The organism is Klebsiella sp. P1CD1, from assembly GCF_003790505.1.
Lineage (GTDB): Bacteria > Pseudomonadota > Gammaproteobacteria > Enterobacterales > Enterobacteriaceae > Klebsiella > Klebsiella variicola.
Genome location: NZ_CP033631.1, coordinates 1252568 through 1270045, shown reverse-complemented (window position 1 = coordinate 1270045; position 17478 = coordinate 1252568). Strand labels below are relative to the sequence as shown.

The 17478-nt window shown below is 62.3% G+C and carries 13 protein-coding genes; 8 read left to right on the top strand and 5 right to left on the bottom strand.

Translation table 11 applies throughout. The features are described from left to right. Nucleotides 1-182: 182 nt before the first annotated feature. Together oqxA and oqxB are read left to right on the top strand one after the other, a co-directional pair. Nucleotides 183-1358, top strand: a complete 1176-nt coding sequence (oqxA, locus tag DTA24_RS06405) for a multidrug efflux RND transporter periplasmic adaptor subunit OqxA (RefSeq protein WP_008806106.1) — start codon at nucleotides 183-185, stop codon at nucleotides 1356-1358. A 23-nt stretch (nucleotides 1359-1381) separates the two neighbouring features. Beyond that, nucleotides 1382-4534 (top strand): multidrug efflux RND transporter permease subunit OqxB, encoded by a 3153-nt coding sequence (gene oqxB, locus DTA24_RS06400; RefSeq protein WP_123836597.1) that lies wholly within the window; start codon nucleotides 1382-1384, stop codon nucleotides 4532-4534. Nucleotides 4535-4600: 66 nt separating this feature from the next. On the opposite strand, the gene DTA24_RS06395 is transcribed toward oqxB, so the two are convergent. The 4 genes from DTA24_RS06395 to DTA24_RS06380 form a co-directional block, all read right to left on the bottom strand. Further along, nucleotides 4601-5080, bottom strand: coding sequence for an RrF2 family transcriptional regulator (locus tag DTA24_RS06395; protein WP_032736298.1), 480 nt, complete (start codon nucleotides 5078-5080; stop codon nucleotides 4601-4603). 272 nt (nucleotides 5081-5352) lie between these two features. Next, nucleotides 5353-5745, bottom strand: coding sequence for a DUF6379 domain-containing protein (locus tag DTA24_RS06390; protein ID WP_012967411.1), 393 nt, complete (start codon nucleotides 5743-5745; stop codon nucleotides 5353-5355). An 11-nt stretch (nucleotides 5746-5756) separates the two neighbouring features. Continuing rightward, a complete protein-coding gene (locus tag DTA24_RS06385; protein WP_032731114.1) occupies nucleotides 5757-6770 on the bottom strand; it encodes a sugar phosphate isomerase/epimerase family protein in 1014 nt (337 codons plus the stop codon). Between the two features lie 20 nt (nucleotides 6771-6790). Further along, the gene (locus DTA24_RS06380) at nucleotides 6791-7564 is read right to left on the bottom strand and encodes a TIM barrel protein (protein ID WP_012967409.1); all 774 of its coding nucleotides are present in this window, start codon (nucleotides 7562-7564) and stop codon (nucleotides 6791-6793) included. Nucleotides 7565-7784: 220 nt separating this feature from the next. On the opposite strand from DTA24_RS06380, the gene DTA24_RS06375 reads away from it, so the two are divergent. The 3 genes from DTA24_RS06375 (at nucleotide 7785) to DTA24_RS06365 (ending at nucleotide 12387) form a co-directional block, all read left to right on the top strand. After that, nucleotides 7785-9242, top strand: a complete 1458-nt coding sequence (locus tag DTA24_RS06375) for an MFS transporter (protein ID WP_023298093.1) — start codon at nucleotides 7785-7787, stop codon at nucleotides 9240-9242. A gap of 128 nt (nucleotides 9243-9370) precedes the next feature. Next, nucleotides 9371-10870, top strand: a complete 1500-nt coding sequence (locus tag DTA24_RS06370; protein ID WP_012967407.1) for a GMC oxidoreductase — start codon at nucleotides 9371-9373, stop codon at nucleotides 10868-10870. A gap of 269 nt (nucleotides 10871-11139) precedes the next feature. Continuing rightward, a complete protein-coding gene (locus tag DTA24_RS06365; RefSeq protein ID WP_012967406.1) occupies nucleotides 11140-12387 on the top strand; it encodes an MFS transporter in 1248 nt (415 codons plus the stop codon). Nucleotides 12388-12398: 11 nt separating this feature from the next. On the opposite strand, the gene DTA24_RS06360 is transcribed toward DTA24_RS06365, so the two are convergent. After that, nucleotides 12399-13043 (bottom strand): TetR/AcrR family transcriptional regulator, encoded by a 645-nt coding sequence (locus DTA24_RS06360; RefSeq protein ID WP_012967405.1) that lies wholly within the window; start codon nucleotides 13041-13043, stop codon nucleotides 12399-12401. 202 nt (nucleotides 13044-13245) lie between these two features. On the opposite strand from DTA24_RS06360, the gene DTA24_RS06355 reads away from it, so the two are divergent. From DTA24_RS06355 to DTA24_RS06345, 3 genes are read left to right on the top strand one after another with little or no spacing between them, the layout of a single operon-like run. Then, nucleotides 13246-14340: an LLM class flavin-dependent oxidoreductase gene (locus DTA24_RS06355; RefSeq protein WP_064323812.1), complete on the top strand. Its 1095-nt coding sequence runs from the start codon at nucleotides 13246-13248 to the stop codon at nucleotides 14338-14340. Between the two features lie 20 nt (nucleotides 14341-14360). Further along, the gene (locus DTA24_RS06350; RefSeq protein WP_012967403.1) at nucleotides 14361-14984 is read left to right on the top strand and encodes an NADPH-dependent FMN reductase; all 624 of its coding nucleotides are present in this window, start codon (nucleotides 14361-14363) and stop codon (nucleotides 14982-14984) included. Beyond that, a complete protein-coding gene (locus DTA24_RS06345; protein ID WP_123836596.1) occupies nucleotides 14959-17403 on the top strand; it encodes a glycoside hydrolase family 3 protein in 2445 nt (814 codons plus the stop codon). Before DTA24_RS06350 ends, DTA24_RS06345 begins: the two co-directional genes overlap by 26 nt. The last annotated feature ends 75 nt before the right edge of the window (nucleotides 17404-17478 follow it).

The following is a 17478-nucleotide window of genomic DNA, read 5'->3' as shown; positions in this document are numbered from 1 at the left end:
AACAATTATTCTTGCACTTAGTTAAGCGCCTTCCTACAATCGCCGCGATAGTGTATTCGAAATTGTTACAGTTTTGTGGCGATGATCGACACAAATGGCCTTAAGCCAGCCCGGACAAAGGAAGTGGCGCGGCCTCTCACGCTGCGTCTTGCCCGGCGGCTACAATTACCGGAATAAAAATAATGAGCCTGCAAAAAACCTGGGGAAACATTCACCTGACCGCGCTCGGCGCGATGATGCTCTCCTTTCTGCTCGTCGGCTGCGACGACAGCGTCGCGCAAAATGCCGCGCCTCCCGCCCCGACGGTCAGCGCCGCTAAGGTGCTGGTGAAGTCGATCAGTCAGTGGGATAGTTTTAACGGTCGCATTGAAGCGGTGGAGAGCGTTCAGCTTCGCCCTCGCGTCTCGGGATACATTGATAAAGTGAATTACACCGACGGTCAGGAGGTGAAAAAGGGCCAGGTGCTGTTCACGATAGATGACAGAACCTATCGCGCCGCGCTGGAGCAGGCGCAGGCGACGCTGGCGAGAGCCAAAACGCAGGCCAGCCTGGCGCAAAGTGAGGCGAACCGCACCGATAAATTAGTCCATACCAATCTTGTCTCCCGTGAAGAGTGGGAGCAGCGCCGGTCAGCCGCGGTTCAGGCGCAGGCTGATATTCGCGCCGCGCAGGCGGCGGTGGATGCCGCGCAGCTTAACCTCGACTTCACCAAAGTGACCGCCCCTATTGACGGCCGCGCCAGCCGGGCGCTGATCACCAGCGGTAACCTGGTCACCGCGGGCGACACCGCCAGCGTGCTCACCACCCTGGTCTCGCAGAAGACGGTATACGTTTACTTTGATGTCGACGAGTCAACCTACCTTCACTATCAAAACCTCGCCCGCCGTGGGCAAGGGGCGTCCAGCGATAATCAGGCGCTCCCGGTGGAGATTGGCCTGGTTGGCGAGGAGGGTTACCCCCATCAGGGCAAAGTGGATTTTCTCGATAATCAGTTAACGCCGAGTACCGGCACCATCCGCATGCGCGCGCTGCTGGATAACTCGCAGCGTCTGTTCACACCGGGGCTGTTTGCCCGCGTGCGTCTGCCGGGCAGCGCCGAGTTCAAAGCCACGCTGATCGACGACAAAGCAGTACTGACCGATCAGGATCGGAAATACGTCTATATCGTTGATAAAGATGGTAAAGCGCAGCGACGTGATATTACCCCGGGGCGTCTGGCAGACGGTTTACGCATCGTTCAGAAGGGGTTGAACCCTGGGGATAGCGTCATCGTCGACGGGTTACAAAAAGTGTTTATGCCGGGTATGCCGGTGAATGCCAAAACCGTTGCCATGACCACCAGCGCCGCCCTCAACTGATCCCTAATCAGAGAATCCAACACATGGACTTTTCCCGCTTTTTTATCGACAGGCCGATTTTCGCCGCGGTGCTGTCGATTTTAATTTTTATCACCGGGTTAATCGCTATCCCGCTGCTGCCGGTGAGCGAATATCCGGACGTCGTCCCGCCGAGCGTCCAGGTGCGCGCGGAGTATCCCGGCGCCAACCCGAAAGTGATTGCCGAGACCGTGGCGACGCCGCTGGAGGAAGCGATCAACGGCGTTGAAAACATGATGTACATGAAATCGGTCGCTGGCTCCGACGGCGTGCTGGTCACCACCGTCACCTTCCGCCCGGGTACCGACCCGGATCAGGCGCAGGTTCAGGTGCAGAACCGGGTCGCGCAGGCGGAAGCGCGTCTGCCGGAGGATGTACGCCGTCTGGGCATCACCACCCAGAAACAGTCTCCGACGCTAACCCTGGTGGTGCATCTGTTTTCGCCAAACGGTAAGTACGACTCGCTGTATATGCGCAACTACGCCACGCTGAAAGTGAAGGATGAGCTGGCGCGCCTGCCCGGCGTCGGCCAGATCCAGATTTTTGGCTCCGGTGAATATGCGATGCGCGTCTGGCTGGATCCCAATAAGGTCGCGGCCCGCGGTCTGACAGCCTCGGATGTGGTGACGGCGATGCAGGAGCAAAACGTCCAGGTGTCTGCCGGACAGCTTGGTGCCGAGCCGCTGCCGCAGGAGAGCGATTTCCTGATCTCCATTAACGCCCAGGGCCGTCTGCATACCGAAGAAGAGTTTGGCAATATCATTCTGAAAACGGCGCAGGACGGCTCGCTGGTCCGCCTGCGCGACGTGGCGCGCATCGAGATGGGTTCCGGCAGCTATGCGCTGCGTTCCCAGCTCAACAATAAGGATGCGGTCGGGATCGGTATCTTCCAGTCGCCGGGGGCTAACGCCATCGATCTGTCGAACGCGGTACGCGCCAAAATGGCCGAGCTGGCCACCCGCTTCCCGGAAGATATGAAATGGGCGGCGCCGTACGACCCGACGGTTTTCGTGCGCGACTCCATCCGCGCGGTGGTGCAGACGCTGCTGGAAGCAGTGGTGCTGGTGGTGCTGGTGGTGATCCTGTTCCTGCAGACCTGGCGCGCGTCGATTATCCCATTGATCGCCGTGCCGGTATCGGTGGTGGGTACCTTCAGCATTCTCTATCTGCTGGGCTTCTCGCTGAATACCCTGAGCCTGTTCGGGCTGGTACTGGCTATCGGTATCGTGGTGGACGACGCCATCGTGGTGGTGGAGAACGTTGAGCGTAATATCGAAGAGGGGCTTGCGCCGCTTGCCGCGGCGCATCAGGCGATGCGTGAGGTCTCCGGGCCGATTATCGCCATTGCGCTGGTGCTGTGTGCGGTGTTCGTGCCGATGGCGTTTCTCTCCGGGGTCACCGGCCAGTTCTACAAACAGTTTGCGGTGACCATCGCCATCTCGACGGTGATCTCGGCCATCAACTCGCTGACGCTCTCCCCGGCGCTGGCGGCCCTGCTGTTAAAGCCGCACGGCGCGAAGAAAGACCTCCCTACCCGGCTGATCGATCGTCTGTTTGGCTGGATTTTCCGTCCGTTTAACCGCTTTTTCCTGCGCAGCTCGAACGGCTATCAGGGGCTGGTGAGCAAAACCCTCGGACGCCGTGGCGCGGTGTTTGTGGTGTATCTGCTGCTGCTCTGCGCCGCTGGGGTGATGTTTAAAGTCGTCCCCGGCGGGTTTATTCCCACCCAGGATAAGCTGTATCTCATTGGCGGCGTGAAGATGCCGGAAGGGTCGTCGCTGGCGCGCACCGACGCGGTGATCCGCAAAATGAGCGAGATCGGGATGAATACCGAAGGGGTCGATTATGCGGTCGCTTTCCCGGGGCTTAATGCGCTGCAGTTCACCAACACGCCGAATACCGGGACGGTCTTTTTTGGCCTGAAACCGTTCGACCAGCGCAAACACACGGCGGCGGAAATTAATGCGGAGATCAACGCCAAAATCGCGCAAATCCAGCAGGGCTTTGGCTTCTCCATCCTGCCGCCGCCGATTTTAGGACTGGGTCAGGGTTCCGGCTACTCCCTGTACATCCAGGATCGCGGTGGGCTGGGCTATGGCGCGCTGCAAAGCGCGGTGAATGCGATGTCCGGGGCGATTATGCAGACGCCAGGGATGCACTTCCCGATCTCGACTTACCAGGCTAACGTGCCGCAGCTGGACGTGCAGGTCGATCGCGATAAGGCGAAAGCGCAGGGGGTGTCGCTAACCGATCTGTTCGGCACGCTGCAGACCTATCTCGGCTCGTCTTATGTCAATGACTTTAACCAGTTCGGGCGTACCTGGCGCGTGATGGCCCAGGCCGATGGGCCATTCCGCGAGAGCGTGGAAGATATTGCTAATCTGCGCACCCGTAATAATCAGGGCGAAATGGTGCCGATCGGCAGTATGGTGAATATCAGTACCACCTACGGGCCGGATCCGGTGATCCGCTACAACGGTTATCCGGCGGCGGACCTGATTGGCGATGCCGATCCGCGGGTCCTCTCTTCTTCACAGGCGATGACGCATCTGGAGGAGCTGTCGAAGCAGATCCTGCCGAATGGGATGAATATTGAGTGGACGGATCTGAGCTTCCAGCAGGCCACCCAGGGCAACACGGCGCTGATCGTCTTCCCGGTGGCGGTGCTGCTGGCGTTCCTCGTGCTGGCCGCACTGTATGAAAGCTGGACCCTGCCGCTGGCGGTGATCCTTATCGTACCGATGACGATGCTCTCCGCGCTGTTTGGCGTCTGGCTGACCGGGGGCGATAACAACGTCTTCGTGCAGGTGGGGCTGGTGGTCCTGATGGGCCTGGCCTGTAAAAACGCCATTCTGATCGTCGAGTTTGCCCGCGAGCTGGAGATCCAGGGGAAAGGCATCATGGAAGCGGCGCTGGAGGCATGCCGCCTGCGTCTGCGCCCGATCGTGATGACCTCCATCGCCTTTATCGCCGGGACCATTCCGCTGATCCTCGGCCATGGCGCGGGGGCGGAAGTCCGCGGTGTCACCGGGATCACGGTGTTCTCCGGGATGCTGGGCGTAACGCTGTTCGGTCTGTTCCTGACGCCGGTGTTTTACGTGACGCTGCGGAAACTGGTGACCCGCAGGAAGCCGCTCCAGGAGGATCTGCCCGCCTAGCCTGCAGCAGATAACAAAAAACCGCCTTCACAATGAAGGCGGTTTTTTTTCGTCATCAGATAGGAATTAAAGCGCTTTCTTAAAGCGGGCGATCATTTCCGGCACCGGATCGCAGCCGCTGGTATCGGCGTTTTTGACCGCCTCCAGCGCGCTGGCCACGGTGTGACGAGCAAGGACGTTTAGCGAAGCCTGCTCTGCTTCATCGGCAATCGATTTGAAGTACCAACAGGCGTTGGCGCTGACCACGCAGCGAGCCGGAACTTCAGGACGCGACGCCCACAGCTTTTTATCTTCAATAACCGAAAGATAGATATCACGCAGGGTGATCTTGTCCGCCGGGCGGCCAAGATGAATAGAGCCGTTGCGGCCAAGCGTGGAGACGATGATGCCGTCACGAGTAAGCGGAACCATTAGTTTACGGATAAAGCTCGGGTTCGCTTCCAGGCCGTAGGCCAGAATCGCACTCGTCGAACGTTCACCCATCTGCTCCGCCATTGCTACGCTGAGAACCATCTGCAAAGCTGTCGGGAAGCGGTAATCTAACATGGTATTGTCCTGGGTTGCGGTGAATCTTGTTCTTTTTGGCACCGCAGAGGTGAATAATCAATGAACAACAATATAACAAATACGGGAATTTTTTTGAAGCAATCTGCGGTTAGCCTGCGAAGTAAATTTTCTGATTTCGTCGGCAAAGGCAGGCTGAGAAAACGCGCCCTTCCGTACCGGTTTTCCTGAACGGCAATCGCCTCACCGCTCCCCAGTGGCTGCCCCGTGTTATAGAAATCCGCTGCCATAACGGCAGCGGATCCTGCGGGGTGTTAGGCCGTTAATTCCAGCTCGGTTTCAAAGGTGGTCACCGGCACAAACGGCAGGTAAGAGATCCGCAGCCTCTCGGCCACCTTCAGGCGATGCCATCCGGCCGGCAGGCCGCCTGGTTTGAGTACGGTGATGGTGGCCTTTTCGCCGAAGTTCCACCGGTCATCGTAGACGCTCTCCAGCTCGTCGAGCGTCCACTCCCGGCCGCGCAGCGCCAGGCGGATCGCCTGCCGTGGGATAGCTTCGCCGTTGAGGGTCACGGCGATATCTTCCACCATCGACAGCCCCAGGCCACGGTAGTAAGGCAGACGAGCCAAAAAGCGCACGCCGATAATTTCCCCGTCGCGGGTGACGTTGTCGAACCCTTCACGGCAGATAATATGCTGATCAAACATGATAATGCTCCTTACTGGCCCAGCAGCGCCGGGGGTGGGGTTTCATCTAACAGGCGGCAGAACATCAGCTGCTGGCGGCGGACCTGCTCCAGGCTGTCCACCTCCTGCGCGTCTTCCACCCAGCGGTTACCTTCGTACTCGGAGCACACATATCCCTCATAGCCACCCTTCTGCAGCACGCGGAAGATCTCATCGTAGGGAATCGACCACTCGGTTATCTCGTCGGTCATCTCATAGAATTTGGCATGGATGTTGTGGATCCGCGGCATAAAATCGAGCATCCGCTTCGGCTCGAACGCCGCGTTGTGGCGCAGGGTTTCCGCCATCGCCAGCTGCGGGCCCGGCCCCCATTTTTGCATCACATCCAGGATCACGTATTCGCTGAGCGTCCGGTCTTCATAGGCTTTCTCAATAAAGTCCGCCGCCGCCTGGGGACAACCGTTACGAATAAAGCGTTCTTTCCACACCCGCGGGAAGCGGGCTAAAAACATCCCCATATCCGGCAGGAAACCCAGCGCCCGGGTATGGGCTTTTTCATAGGCTTCGGCATGGCGAATAATCCACGGATGATCGAAATGCAGCGGGGCGTGCACTTCCAGCAGAATCGTGATCCCTTTGTCTTCCGCATAAGGTGCCGCCGCCACCAGCACCTCCGGCGCCACGGAAACCAGGGAGCGGATATAGCGCATGCCCAGCCGGGCGGCAAAGTCGATGTCGTTTTGTACGCTGCGCACCTGCTCGTCAAACGGCATCGGCCGGTCTTTATATCGCTTATAGTCGAGCATAAAGTCATGGCATACCGGCACCGTATCATGGCGCTGCATCAGGCGATGCCAGTCGGCGATCGCCGCCTCCGGCATACCGCATTCGGGCCAGCCGGCGAAGGTCTGTTCGCCGACGACTTCAATGCCGCGGGCGCCGAACGCCGCGCAGTGACCGATCGCCTGATCGAGTGACATTTTGCCGAGGTAGGTCTCATTCTGAAAACTATACAGGCTGACGCCGCGTTTTATTTTCTGAGTCATAAAAGTACCAGGTAAGTTGTTTAACAGGATAAGCCGGTCGCTTCGCGGGCGCGAGCCACCGAGGCCGCTGCGGGCAGCGACGGTTTATACTCCAGACCAATGGCCCCGTTGTAGCCCAGCCGTTGCAGCCTGGCGATCAGCGCTGGCCACTCGCCGCTGCGCGGATCCGGTTCGTTGCGATCCGGCGCCTGGGCTATCTGCACGTGCCCCACCCGATGCATTCTGCCGCCGAGCACCTCCTCCATCTCCTCTTCCATTACCATCGAGTGATAGACATCAAACAGCAGCTGCAGCCGTGGGCTGTCGACCGCCTCGATAATATCCAGCGCCAGCCGGGTATCGTTTAAGAACATCCCCGGATGATCGATGCGGGTGTTGAGCGGCTCCAGCAGCAGGGTGACCCCGGCGGCTTCCGCCAGCGTCGCTGCCTGACGCAGGATGTGGACCGCCTGCGCCCGCTGCTCGGCAATATCGACCCCTTCACGACTGAAGCCGGAGGCTACCACCAGCGGTGGCGACCCCAGCTGACGTGACACCGCCAGGCTGTCGCTCACTGCCGCCAGAAACTGCTCATGCTCCGCCGGATCCACCAGGCTGCGCCGGGGCTCCACCACGAAGCTAGACAGCGTCACGCCCGTCTCCTCCAGCGCCTGCGCCAGCGCTGCCAGCGGTTTATCGCGCCAGAGGTGAAACTCAACGTGGCTGAATCCCTGCGCTTTCGCCGCCCGGACCCGATCGCTGAAATCGGGATACTCTTCACGAAACAGCCATTCAATACATGCGGACAAATACATCCGACCCCCTTCTCTACTTGCCAGATCAAAACAAACAAAATTAGAATAAGAATTCTTATTCTGTTTCGGAGCGGCAGTGTGACGCCTTCCCCTCTGGCTTATCGGTCAACGGCAGGATCTGACGCGGCATAACCAGAATGAGTGCTCTAATTCTAATCTCTGATTGCTATAAATTGTCAATATTATTTAACAAGTATTTAACTAAATCTGAAGGTACATCATGCTCAATAACGCTTCGGCGGCCACAGTTCAGGCGCCTCCCTACACCAGCGAACGGCAGCGCACGCTGGCCACGCTGGTGGTTTCGATAGCGCTGGTGCTGGAGATCATCGACGTTTCAATCATCAATGTCGCCATCCCGGTGGTACAGCGCGACCTGCTCGCCAGCCCGCGGCAAATCGAATGGGTGGTCACCGGCTACCTGTTCTTTTTCTCCATTCTGCTGCTTACCGGCGGCCGTCTCGGCGATCTGTATGGCTACCGGCGGATGTTCATTAGCGGCCTGCTGGCGTTTGGCGCCGCGTCGGCCGGTTGCGGGCTGGCCACCAGCCCGGAAATGCTGGTCGCGATGCGTATTGTGCAGGGGGCCAGCGGGGCGATGATGGGCCCGCAAATCCTCTCCCTGATGCAGGTTCTGTATCGCCCGCACGAGCGTTTTCGGGTGATGAGTATTTTCGGCCTGCTCGGCGGCGCCGCCGGGATCCTCGGCCCGGTACTTGGCGGGATCATCATCGAAAGCAATCTTTTCGGCCTCAGCTGGCGGCCGATCTTTTTGATCAACGTGCCGGTGATCGCCATCGCCGTCGCTCTGGCGTGGCGGGTGCTCCCGGCGGTGCGCAGCCCGGAGGCGAAAGGCATCGATCCGCTGGGAACCCTGCTGGCGGTGGTAGGCGGCGGCGCGCTGCTGCTCACCCTGATCGAGGGTCCCGCTCTGCGCTGGCCGGCCTGGATGGTGCTGCCGCCGCTGCTGTCGGTCATCACGGTGTCACTCCTCTGGCGCCATCTGCTGGGACGCGAACGCCGGGGCGGCACGCTGTTGTTGCCGCCAGCCGTACTGCGCGACCGCTTTTTTCGCGCCGGGATTATCATCACCCTGCTCTATCAGCTGACCACCGCCTCGCTGCTGCTGGCCACCGCGCTGGTGCTGCAGAGCGGACTGGGCTTCAGCCCGTTCCACACTGCCCTGATGCATATCCCCTTCGCGCTTGGGGCGATGTTTTCCATCGCCGTCGCTGGACGCCGGCTGTCACTTCGTCTTGGGCGCAACGTGACGCTGGTTGGGGTGGCGGTACAGATGAGCGGCCTACTGCTGATGGGCTACGGGATCGCCGCAGCGCCGGGGACGCTGCCGCTGACCGCGCTGGGTCTTGGGTTCGGCCTGTGCGGCTGTGGGATGGGGCTTATCTCCGCCCCGCTGCCGGCCTTTGCTATGGCGGCGATACCGGTGGCCCACGCCGGCGCGGCGTCGGGATTATTTCGCACCGGCCAGCAGTTTGGCGCCGCCCTCGGCATGGCGACCCTCGGCGGATTCTATCTGGCGCAAAGCGCCTCCGCACCGGAGGCCTGGCGCGGGGCCTTTATCACCCTGCTGACCCTTGGGGCCCTGATCCTGCTGGCGATTGCCGCCCTCAGCCGCCTGCTGCCCGCCTCAGTGCTTCCCCCGGCGGGTAAGCCATGACCTATCGCGTCCGGCAATGGCTGCTATCATGAGGAACCATTTATCAGGACGCACCAGGCTGTAGTACCTATTTTCTGTACACCTGCAACGGGCATACGCCCGGAGAACAATAAAAGGTAAGAACTGATATGGATGAAAACATCGATGTACTGATTATTGGCAGCGGCCCGGTGGGCGCCGCCTTTGCCCGCCGAATTGCCGATCGCAGCGCCGCGCGGATCCTGGTGGTGGAGGCTGGCGAAGCGCTGACCCCCGCGACCGGCGTCAATATCCGTAACCTGGCGCCTGAGCAGCGGGAAGCGGCGTACGCCAGCGCCCGGGCGTTTCCGCTGGCCGCCCTGCCGGAGAGCCTGCCGGCAGACGCTCTGCAGGCGCGGCCGGGCACCCACCTCCTCGACCCGGCGTCGCCCCACAGCGGCATGCCGGCTGCAGCGCTCTCCACTAACCTCGGCGGCATGGGCGTCCACTGGACCTGCGCCTGTCCGCGGCCGGGCGGCAGCGAAGTCATTCCTTTTCTCGATCCCCGAGAGATGGCTGACGCCTGGGAATCGGCAGAGCATTATCTGCAGGTGACCCGCGAAGGATTTCCGGCCACCGCCATCGGCCGGCAAATCGTCGATGCCCTTAACCAGCACTTCGCCAGCGACCGTCCCCCGGCGCGGCTGGCGCAGCCTATGCCGCTGGCCTGCGCCGCGACGCCGGAGGGCAAACCGCGCTGGTCCGGCGTCGACGCGGTGCTCGGCGAGCTGGCGGAGGAAGAGACCCGCCGCCAGCGCGGGGTGGAGATCCGCACCGCCACCCTGTGCACCCGGATCCTCAGCGAGAACGGCGTCGCCCGCGGAGCGGAGATGCGCGATCTGCGCAGCGGTGAACAGTACGTGGTGACGGCCAAAGCGGTGGTGGTCGCCGCCGATGCGCTGCGCACCCCACAACTGCTGTACGCCTCAGGCATCCGCCCGCGGGCGCTGGGCCGCTGGCTCAACGATCAGCCACAGGTGATCGCCCTGATTGAAGTGGACGCCCCGCCTGCCGTCGCCGCGCAGGCCAACCCGGTGCGCGACGGACGGGACAATGTCTCCGGCGTCACCTGGCTGCCGTTTCATGAGCCCGATTTCCCGTTCCACGGTCAGCTGATGCAGATGGATACCTCACCGATCGCCTTTACCCAGCCGCCGGGGAGCCCGACGAAGCCGGTGGTCGGTCTGGGGCTGTTTCTCGCTAAGGAGCTACGCGAGGAGGATCGGATCGTCTTCAGTGATAACACCGACGCCGTAGGGCTGCCGAAAATGCAACTGAACTATCAGTTAACCGACGGCGATCGCCGCCGGTTACAGCAGGCGGTGGCGGTGACCGAACGCGTCGGCGTCGCGCTGGGCCGCGTGGCGCCCGGTGGAGAAGCCATTATCCTGCCGGCAGGCACCTCGCTGCACTACCAGGGAACCTGTCGCCTGGGAGAAGCAAACGACGGCAGCAGCGTGGCCGATCGTCACTCGCGGGTCTGGGATTTTCACAATCTGTACGTCGGCGGCAACGGCGTGATCCCCACCTCAACCGCCTGCAACCCGACGCTGACCAGCGTCGCCCTGGCGATCCTTGCCGCGGATGATATCGTGGCGCGGCTGCTGTAGCGCCTCTGGCTTACCGGGGTAAAAGCGGCCCTGGTTCCCCGCGAAAGGCGACATCGGTCGCCTTTTTTATTGCCGCAAAACCACAACAACTCAATGGTATTTTTGTTTGTGATGGATCACATACGTAATCACAATTTTTCCCCGCGCCGTTCCTGCTCCTACTCTTAAATCCGCGGCGATTCCCGCCGCCACCTGTATCCCTGACCTGCATACTAAAAAACCGCGCCACCGCCGACGACAGGCGACCCGCGCGATAAAAGGAGAACGTCGTGAGCCATAGCCTGAATCCGCCCCACGCGCCGCAAGCCGGCGCGATCCAGGGCATCATCATCGCCCTGACCGCCTTTCTACCCATCCTGGCGATCGTTTCCCTGGCGCCGGCGGTCCCGACGCTGATCCAGCACTTCGCCGGCGTGCCTTATGTCGAAACCCTGGTACCGCTGATGCTCACCGCGCCCGGTCTGGTGATCGCCATCGCCGGGCCCTGCACCGGCTGGCTGGCGGATAAATTTGGCCGCCGTAAACTGCTGCTCAGCGCCACGCTGCTGTATGGCATCTGCGGCACAATGCCGCTCTACATCACCTCCCTGACCGGCATCTTTTGCAGCCGCCTCGGCGTCGGACTGGCGGAGGCGGTAGTGCTGACCATCGCTAACACCATGCTGATCGATTACTTTGACGACAAACAGCGCCGCTTCTGGCTGACGGTGCAGGGGGTAATTGGCCCGGCGCTGGCGGTGCTGGTGCTGGCCAGCTCCGGCTATCTGACCGCCCTGCGCTGGAACGGCGCCTTTATGATCTACTTTGTCGCCATCCTGTTGTTCCTGGCGATGTACTTCTGGATGTTCGAACCGGCTCAGGCGGCCCGTCCGCAGCACGCTGCCCAGGCGGCGCAGCATAATCAGTTTCCGTGGCCGCGAGTGATCACCCTCAGCGTGCTGACGTTTGTCTGCGCCATCATTTATTACGTGTACACCATCAATGGCGCCAACGCCTTTCATACTCTGCAAAATGCCACTCCGCAGCGTATCGGCCTGATTATGTCGCTGGTCAGCCTCGCCGTACCTGTCGGTTCGCTGCTGTTCGGTCTGGTCTCCCGCCGCTATACGCCGGAGCGCGTGCTCGCCATCATGCTCTGCCTGATGGGGATCGGGATGCTGGTGGTGGGCGAATCGCGGACGGTGATCGCCATGGGGATCGGCTCCGCCATCCAGCAGCTGGGGGCCGGAATGGCGATTAACGCGATGATTTACTGGGTAGGGTCGCTGATTCCGCCCGCCTACTGCGGCCGGGCGATGGGCGCCTGGTCCGGGGCCTTCTTCGCGGGCATGTTCGTCAGCCCGATTATTGTCGGCGCGATCCGCCTTCGGGCCGGGAACGATGTGCTGAGCGCCTTCCTGACGCTCGGCATCGCGGCGCTGGTTCTGGCCGCCGCGATATTTCTTTATACCTTCTCCCGTCATAGCCAGCGCCTGCGTCAGCATAAGCAGGCCAGCGCCTGGCAGTTAGCGAAGTAAGATCCCGCGGCTTAGCCGGCCTCGACGGGGGTGACCAGATAGCTCAGACACATCATGCCCAGATGGCGTTTGAGCTGTTCCCAGTCGCCCTCACCGGCAGCTTCTGCCGCCGACCCCAGGCCGAGGAAGCGGGCCAGCGCGGCATACGAAACCGTAAAGCAGAAGCGGGCGGCCTGTTCCGGCTCGGGGTGGCGGATCTCCGCCGCGGCATCGAGCAGCTGGTCGATAAAGGTCTGTTCGTTTTTCTGATAAGCGGCTTTACCAATCCCCGCCACGCGCTCATCATCCGCCCGCGCCATAAACGGCCGCAGGATCCCGGCATGGCGGCGCAGATACTCCGCCTGGACATCCATCAGCGCCGGAAGCCGCTGGCGCAGCGGCAGATTGCGTGCGTGCAGCTGCTGGATCAGTTGCTGCCATTCGGCGTCCAGCTCCTGCATCACCTCCATCATGACGGCGATAAACAGATCTTCTTTGCCGCCAAAGCGGGCATAAATCGAGCCGACAGAAACGCCCGAGCGTTTACTGATTTCAGCAATGGTCAGCAGCTCAAAGGTGCCTTCATGCAGGATTTCACGGCTGGCGGCCATCAGCCGCTCCAGCGCCACCCGGCTCCGGTCCTGTTTCGGCTGGCGCATCGCGGGAAGATCGGTCATCGCAGTTCTCACCTCTTTATCCATAGAAAACCCCCGCAGTGTATTGCAGTTAGCAACCGCGCTGCAAATTACCCGCCCGACTCACCTGTGGGCCATGTGGCAAAAGTGTGATGGCGGTCATTTTCATTCTTTGATAAACAACTAGAATCATAATTCTAGTTCTATTTAATAATAACAACCACCACACAACCCAGGAGTTGCTATGCGTTTCTCTGTTTTCCTCGTCGGCCGTTCCACTGCCCCCGAGCAGGATCGTTTCGTGATGCAGTCACTGATCGATCACGCGCGCCAGGCCGAAGATCGCGGTTTCGATGCGGTCTTTATGCCAGACCATCACTTTACCGGCTATGCGCCGATGTCCAGCGATCCGTTTGTCTTCGCCGCATACCTGGCGGGACAGCTGAAAAAGATCCACTTTGGCATGTCAGTCACCACCGTCCCGCTGCACCACCCGGTGCGCTTCGCCGAGCGCGTTAACCTACTGGATCAACTCACCGAAGGCCGCCTGCTGGTGGGCATCGGCAGCGGCACCACGCCGGAAGAGATGATCGGCTTTGGCGTGAACTACAAGGACGCCTCCAGCCTGCTGCAGGAGAACCTCGATCTGGTCCAGCGGCTGTGGGAGAAAAACATTGAAGACGATCCGATCATCTTCGAGACCGGCCACTATAAGGGCGCGGTGGTCCAGCGCATTGTTCCTGCCCCCTGGCAAAAACCGTTTAACCGCATCATGCCGGTGGCCCTGCGTGAAACCAGCATGCAGCGCGCCGCCGACAACGGCTGGCCGGCCTTTATACCCGCGTTTACTCCGCCGATCCCGGCCAGCAACGATCCGTTTGGCCAGCTGACCCACTATTTCACCCGCTACCGCGATGCCCTGCTCAACGCCGACCATAGCGACGAGGTGGTGAACCACTGCCTCTCGTGGACCACCCATACCTGGCAGTGCGTCCATATCGCCCCCACCGACGAGCAGGCCCGCGAGGAGATGCTGCAGATCATGGGCTGGTACCAGCAGGCCATCGACCGGGAATATGAGTACAACAAGCGGGCGGAAGAGTTTAGCGGCGTTACGCTGCACCGCCATCCGGACTGTTTCAGCGAAGAGTGGATCAAAACCTGGTGCCTGTACGGCAGCCCGGAGACCGTCGCCGAGGAGCTGGAACGCCACCAGCAGCTGGGCATCGGCAACGTGCTGCTCGGCTTCACCAACGGCCCGCTGACCGAGGAGCGCCTGCGCCTGAGCCAGCAGTCGATCTCGTTGTTCGCGGACCAGATCCTGCCGCGCTTTCGCTAATCCGACCGGGAGATCCTGCTATGAATAAGCCTGTTTTCTCGCGCCCGCCGCTGCTGATCGGTATCGGCGGCACTACCCGCCCGGGCTCCAGCACCGAGCGCGCCCTCGCCGCCGCGCTGGCCCATGCCCGCACGCTCGGCGCGCAAACCCAGCTGTTCGGCGGCGCTGAACTGGCGGCCCTGCCGCCGTTTAACCCGGAAGTGACCACCCGCACGCCGCAGGAGGTAGCGTTTGTGGAAGCCGTGCGCCAGGCCGACGGCATTCTGCTGGCCTCGCCGGGCTACCACGGCGGCGTGTCTGGCCTGGTGAAAAACGCCATCGACCTGCTGGAAGATTTGCGCGGCGACAGCCGGGTCTATCTCGATGGCCGGGCGGTGGGCTGCATCGTTACCGCCGCCGGCTGGCAGGGGTGCAACACCACCCTCGGCGCCATGCGCGGTATCGTTCATGCCCTGCGCGGCTGGCCGACCCCGCTGGGGGTAACCCTCAACACCGCCGGCGTGTCGCTGTTCGACAGCGAGGGCCGCTGCACCGACGACGCGGTCCAGCGCGCGCTGGCCACCGTAGCCGAACAGTCGCTGGCCTTCACCCCTGACGCCCTCTTACGGAGACATGCCGATGCCTGCGCTCAGTCTGTCGCTTAGCGTTGCCGAAAAAGTACGGCTCACCGCCGGGATGGGGATGTGGTCTACCCACCCTATCCCGCACTCCACGCTGGGATCGGTCACCTTGTCCGATGGCCCGATGGGGATCACCGGCGGCCGGGTTGACGAGCGGGATATTGCCCTGCTCAGCCCCTGCGGGCTGGCGCTTGGCGCCAGCTGGGACCGCCAGCTGGTCAGCCGGGTGGGCGGCGTCATCGGTCAGGAGGCGCTGCGCACCGGGACGCAGGCGCTGCTGGCGCCTAACCTGAACCTGTTGCGCAGCCCCCTTGCCGGCCGCGCGTTTGAGCTTTTTGGCGAAGACCCGCGGCATATCGCCGAGCTGGGCGCGGCGTGGATCGACGGCGTTCAGCGCCAGGGAGTGGGCTGCATCGTCAAACATATGGTCTGTAACGATTCAGAAACCGATCGGCGGACCATGAACGTGGTCGTCGATGAAGCCACCCTGCGCGAAGTCTATTTCTGGCCGTTCGAAGTGGCGGCCAGCCGCGGCGTCTGGGGCATGCTGACCGCCTATAACCGGGTGAACGGGATCTATTGCGCCGAGCAGCATCAGGCCATCAGCCAGTGGCTGAAGCGCGATCTCGACTGGGACGGGCTGGTGATGTCCGACTGGTTCGGCACCCAGAATGGCCCGGCCAGCTTCCGCGCCGGACTGGATCTGGAGATGCCGGGCCCGGCCCGCCATATGGGCGACCACCTGCTGCCTGCGCTGATGGATACCGACAGCGATGCCCGGCGTCTCGACGATGCCGCCGCCCGGCTGGCGCGGCTGGCCGAACGGGTCAGCCATCCTCTGCCGTGGGATGGCTCTGCGGCCGCCCAGGCGCAGCGGTGCCACACGCTGGAGGAAGCCGCGGCGGCGGGGTTTGTCCTGCTGCACAATCGCCAGCGGCTGCTGCCTCTCGACGCGCAGGCGGGACAGCGGCTGGCGGTGATGGGTCCCAACGCCACGACGCCCTGCTTCCAGGGCGGGACCTTTGCCAGAGTGGCGCTGATGCCGGGACTGATCTCCCCCCTGGAGTCCATTCGTCAGCGCTTCTCCGCCGCCGGGGTTGAGATAAGCTATGCCCAGGGGGTGGAGAGCGATTACCGCATCCCGCCTCTGCATCATCTGCCGCTGCGCACCGCCGCCGGCGAACGCGGACTGGACGTTGCCTACGCCACCGCCGCCGGGGAGGTGGTTCACCGGGAGGTGCGCGATACCTCCTCGCTGATCTGGTTTCGCGATATGCCGGGCGTCGGCGACATGCTGCGCCTGACCGAACGCGCCACCGTGACAGTAAGCTGCCAGTTCACCGCGCCGGTCAGCGGCCGCTACGGCTTCTGGATCGGCGGCACCGGGGAGGTCGCCCTGCAGCTGAACGGCGAACGCGTGGCGACCTTCAATGGCGAGGCGCTGGACGGGGATATCATGGGCAAGCTGATGCAGGCCCCCCATACTCACCTTGAATTTCCGCTACAGGCCGGGGAATCCCTGACCTTCCGGGCCGAGATGGAGCTCGGTAGCAGTATCGCCCACGGCATCTGGTTTGGCTGCCAGCCCCCGCAAACCATCGATCTGCTGCAGCAGGCGGTCGACCATGCCCGGGCGGCCGACAGCGTGGTGCTGGTGATTGGCGAAACGGCCGATGCCGGTCTGGAGAGCATCGACCGGGACGCTACCGCGCTGCCGGGGCATCAGGTCGCCCTGATCCGCGCCGTCTGCGCGGCGAACCCGCGGACGGTGGTGGTGCTGAACGTTGCCCATCCGGTGGATACCGGGTGTCTCGCCGACGCGGCGGCGGTGATGGTCGTCTGGTATCCGGGCCAGGAGTTTGGCCCGGCGCTGGCCTCGGTGCTGGCCGGAGATCGTGAACCTGGCGGTCGCCTGCCGGTCACCTTCGCCCAGCGCCTGGATGACTATCCGGTACGCAGCCTGACGCCGGACGCCGCGGGCGACCTCTGGTATCACGAGCGCCAGCAGGTGGGCTATCGCTGGTTTAGCGCCCGCGAACGTCCCGCCGCCTGGGCCTTTGGCCACGGTCTGGGGTATGCCGATATCACCCTCAACGCCGCCGCGCTGACAGGCGACGAGGTGGACGGGCTGCAGCTGCGCTGCCAGCTGCAAAACCGCGCCGCCCGCGACGGGAAAGCGGTGGTCCAGCTCTACCTGCGGGGGCCGCAGACGGCGTGGTCGGCGCTGGCGGAGTTTGCGGCAGTCAGCGTCCCGGCGCACGACGAAGCCACCCTGACCCTTGACTTGCCGCGTCACGCGCTGCAGTGCTGGCAGGTGCCTGCCCAGGAATGGCAACTGGCCAGCGGCCCCTGGCAGCTGGCGGTGGGTTTCGCCAGCGACGATATCCGGGCAACCTTCGATTTCGTGCTGACCCCCGACGGGAAAATCAGCCACCGGGGCTAAACCCGGATCGATGGCAAAGAGGGTCGGCAACGTGCCGACCCTCTTTTTTTGTCCATCCGCCAACCGGTTCGCGAA

Excerpts from the sequence above, each read along its gene's own strand:
- oqxA (WP_008806106.1), top strand. The coding sequence starts at position 183 with ATGAGCCTGCAAAAAACCTGGGGAAACATTCACCTGACCGCGCTCGGC.
- oqxB (WP_123836597.1), top strand. The coding sequence starts at position 1,382 with ATGGACTTTTCCCGCTTTTTTATCGACAGGCCGATTTTCGCCGCGGTG.
- DTA24_RS06395 (WP_032736298.1), bottom strand. The coding sequence starts at position 5,080 with ATGTTAGATTACCGCTTCCCGACAGCTTTGCAGATGGTTCTCAGCGTA.
- DTA24_RS06390 (WP_012967411.1), bottom strand. The coding sequence starts at position 5,745 with ATGTTTGATCAGCATATTATCTGCCGTGAAGGGTTCGACAACGTCACC.
- DTA24_RS06385 (WP_032731114.1), bottom strand. The coding sequence starts at position 6,770 with ATGACTCAGAAAATAAAACGCGGCGTCAGCCTGTATAGTTTTCAGAAT.
- DTA24_RS06380 (WP_012967409.1), bottom strand. The coding sequence starts at position 7,564 with ATGTATTTGTCCGCATGTATTGAATGGCTGTTTCGTGAAGAGTATCCC.
- DTA24_RS06375 (WP_023298093.1), top strand. The coding sequence starts at position 7,785 with ATGCTCAATAACGCTTCGGCGGCCACAGTTCAGGCGCCTCCCTACACC.
- DTA24_RS06370 (WP_012967407.1), top strand. The coding sequence starts at position 9,371 with ATGGATGAAAACATCGATGTACTGATTATTGGCAGCGGCCCGGTGGGC.
- DTA24_RS06360 (WP_012967405.1), bottom strand. The coding sequence starts at position 13,043 with ATGACCGATCTTCCCGCGATGCGCCAGCCGAAACAGGACCGGAGCCGG.
- DTA24_RS06355 (WP_064323812.1), top strand. The coding sequence starts at position 13,246 with ATGCGTTTCTCTGTTTTCCTCGTCGGCCGTTCCACTGCCCCCGAGCAG.
- DTA24_RS06350 (WP_012967403.1), top strand. The coding sequence starts at position 14,361 with ATGAATAAGCCTGTTTTCTCGCGCCCGCCGCTGCTGATCGGTATCGGC.
- DTA24_RS06345 (WP_123836596.1), top strand. The coding sequence starts at position 14,959 with ATGCCTGCGCTCAGTCTGTCGCTTAGCGTTGCCGAAAAAGTACGGCTC.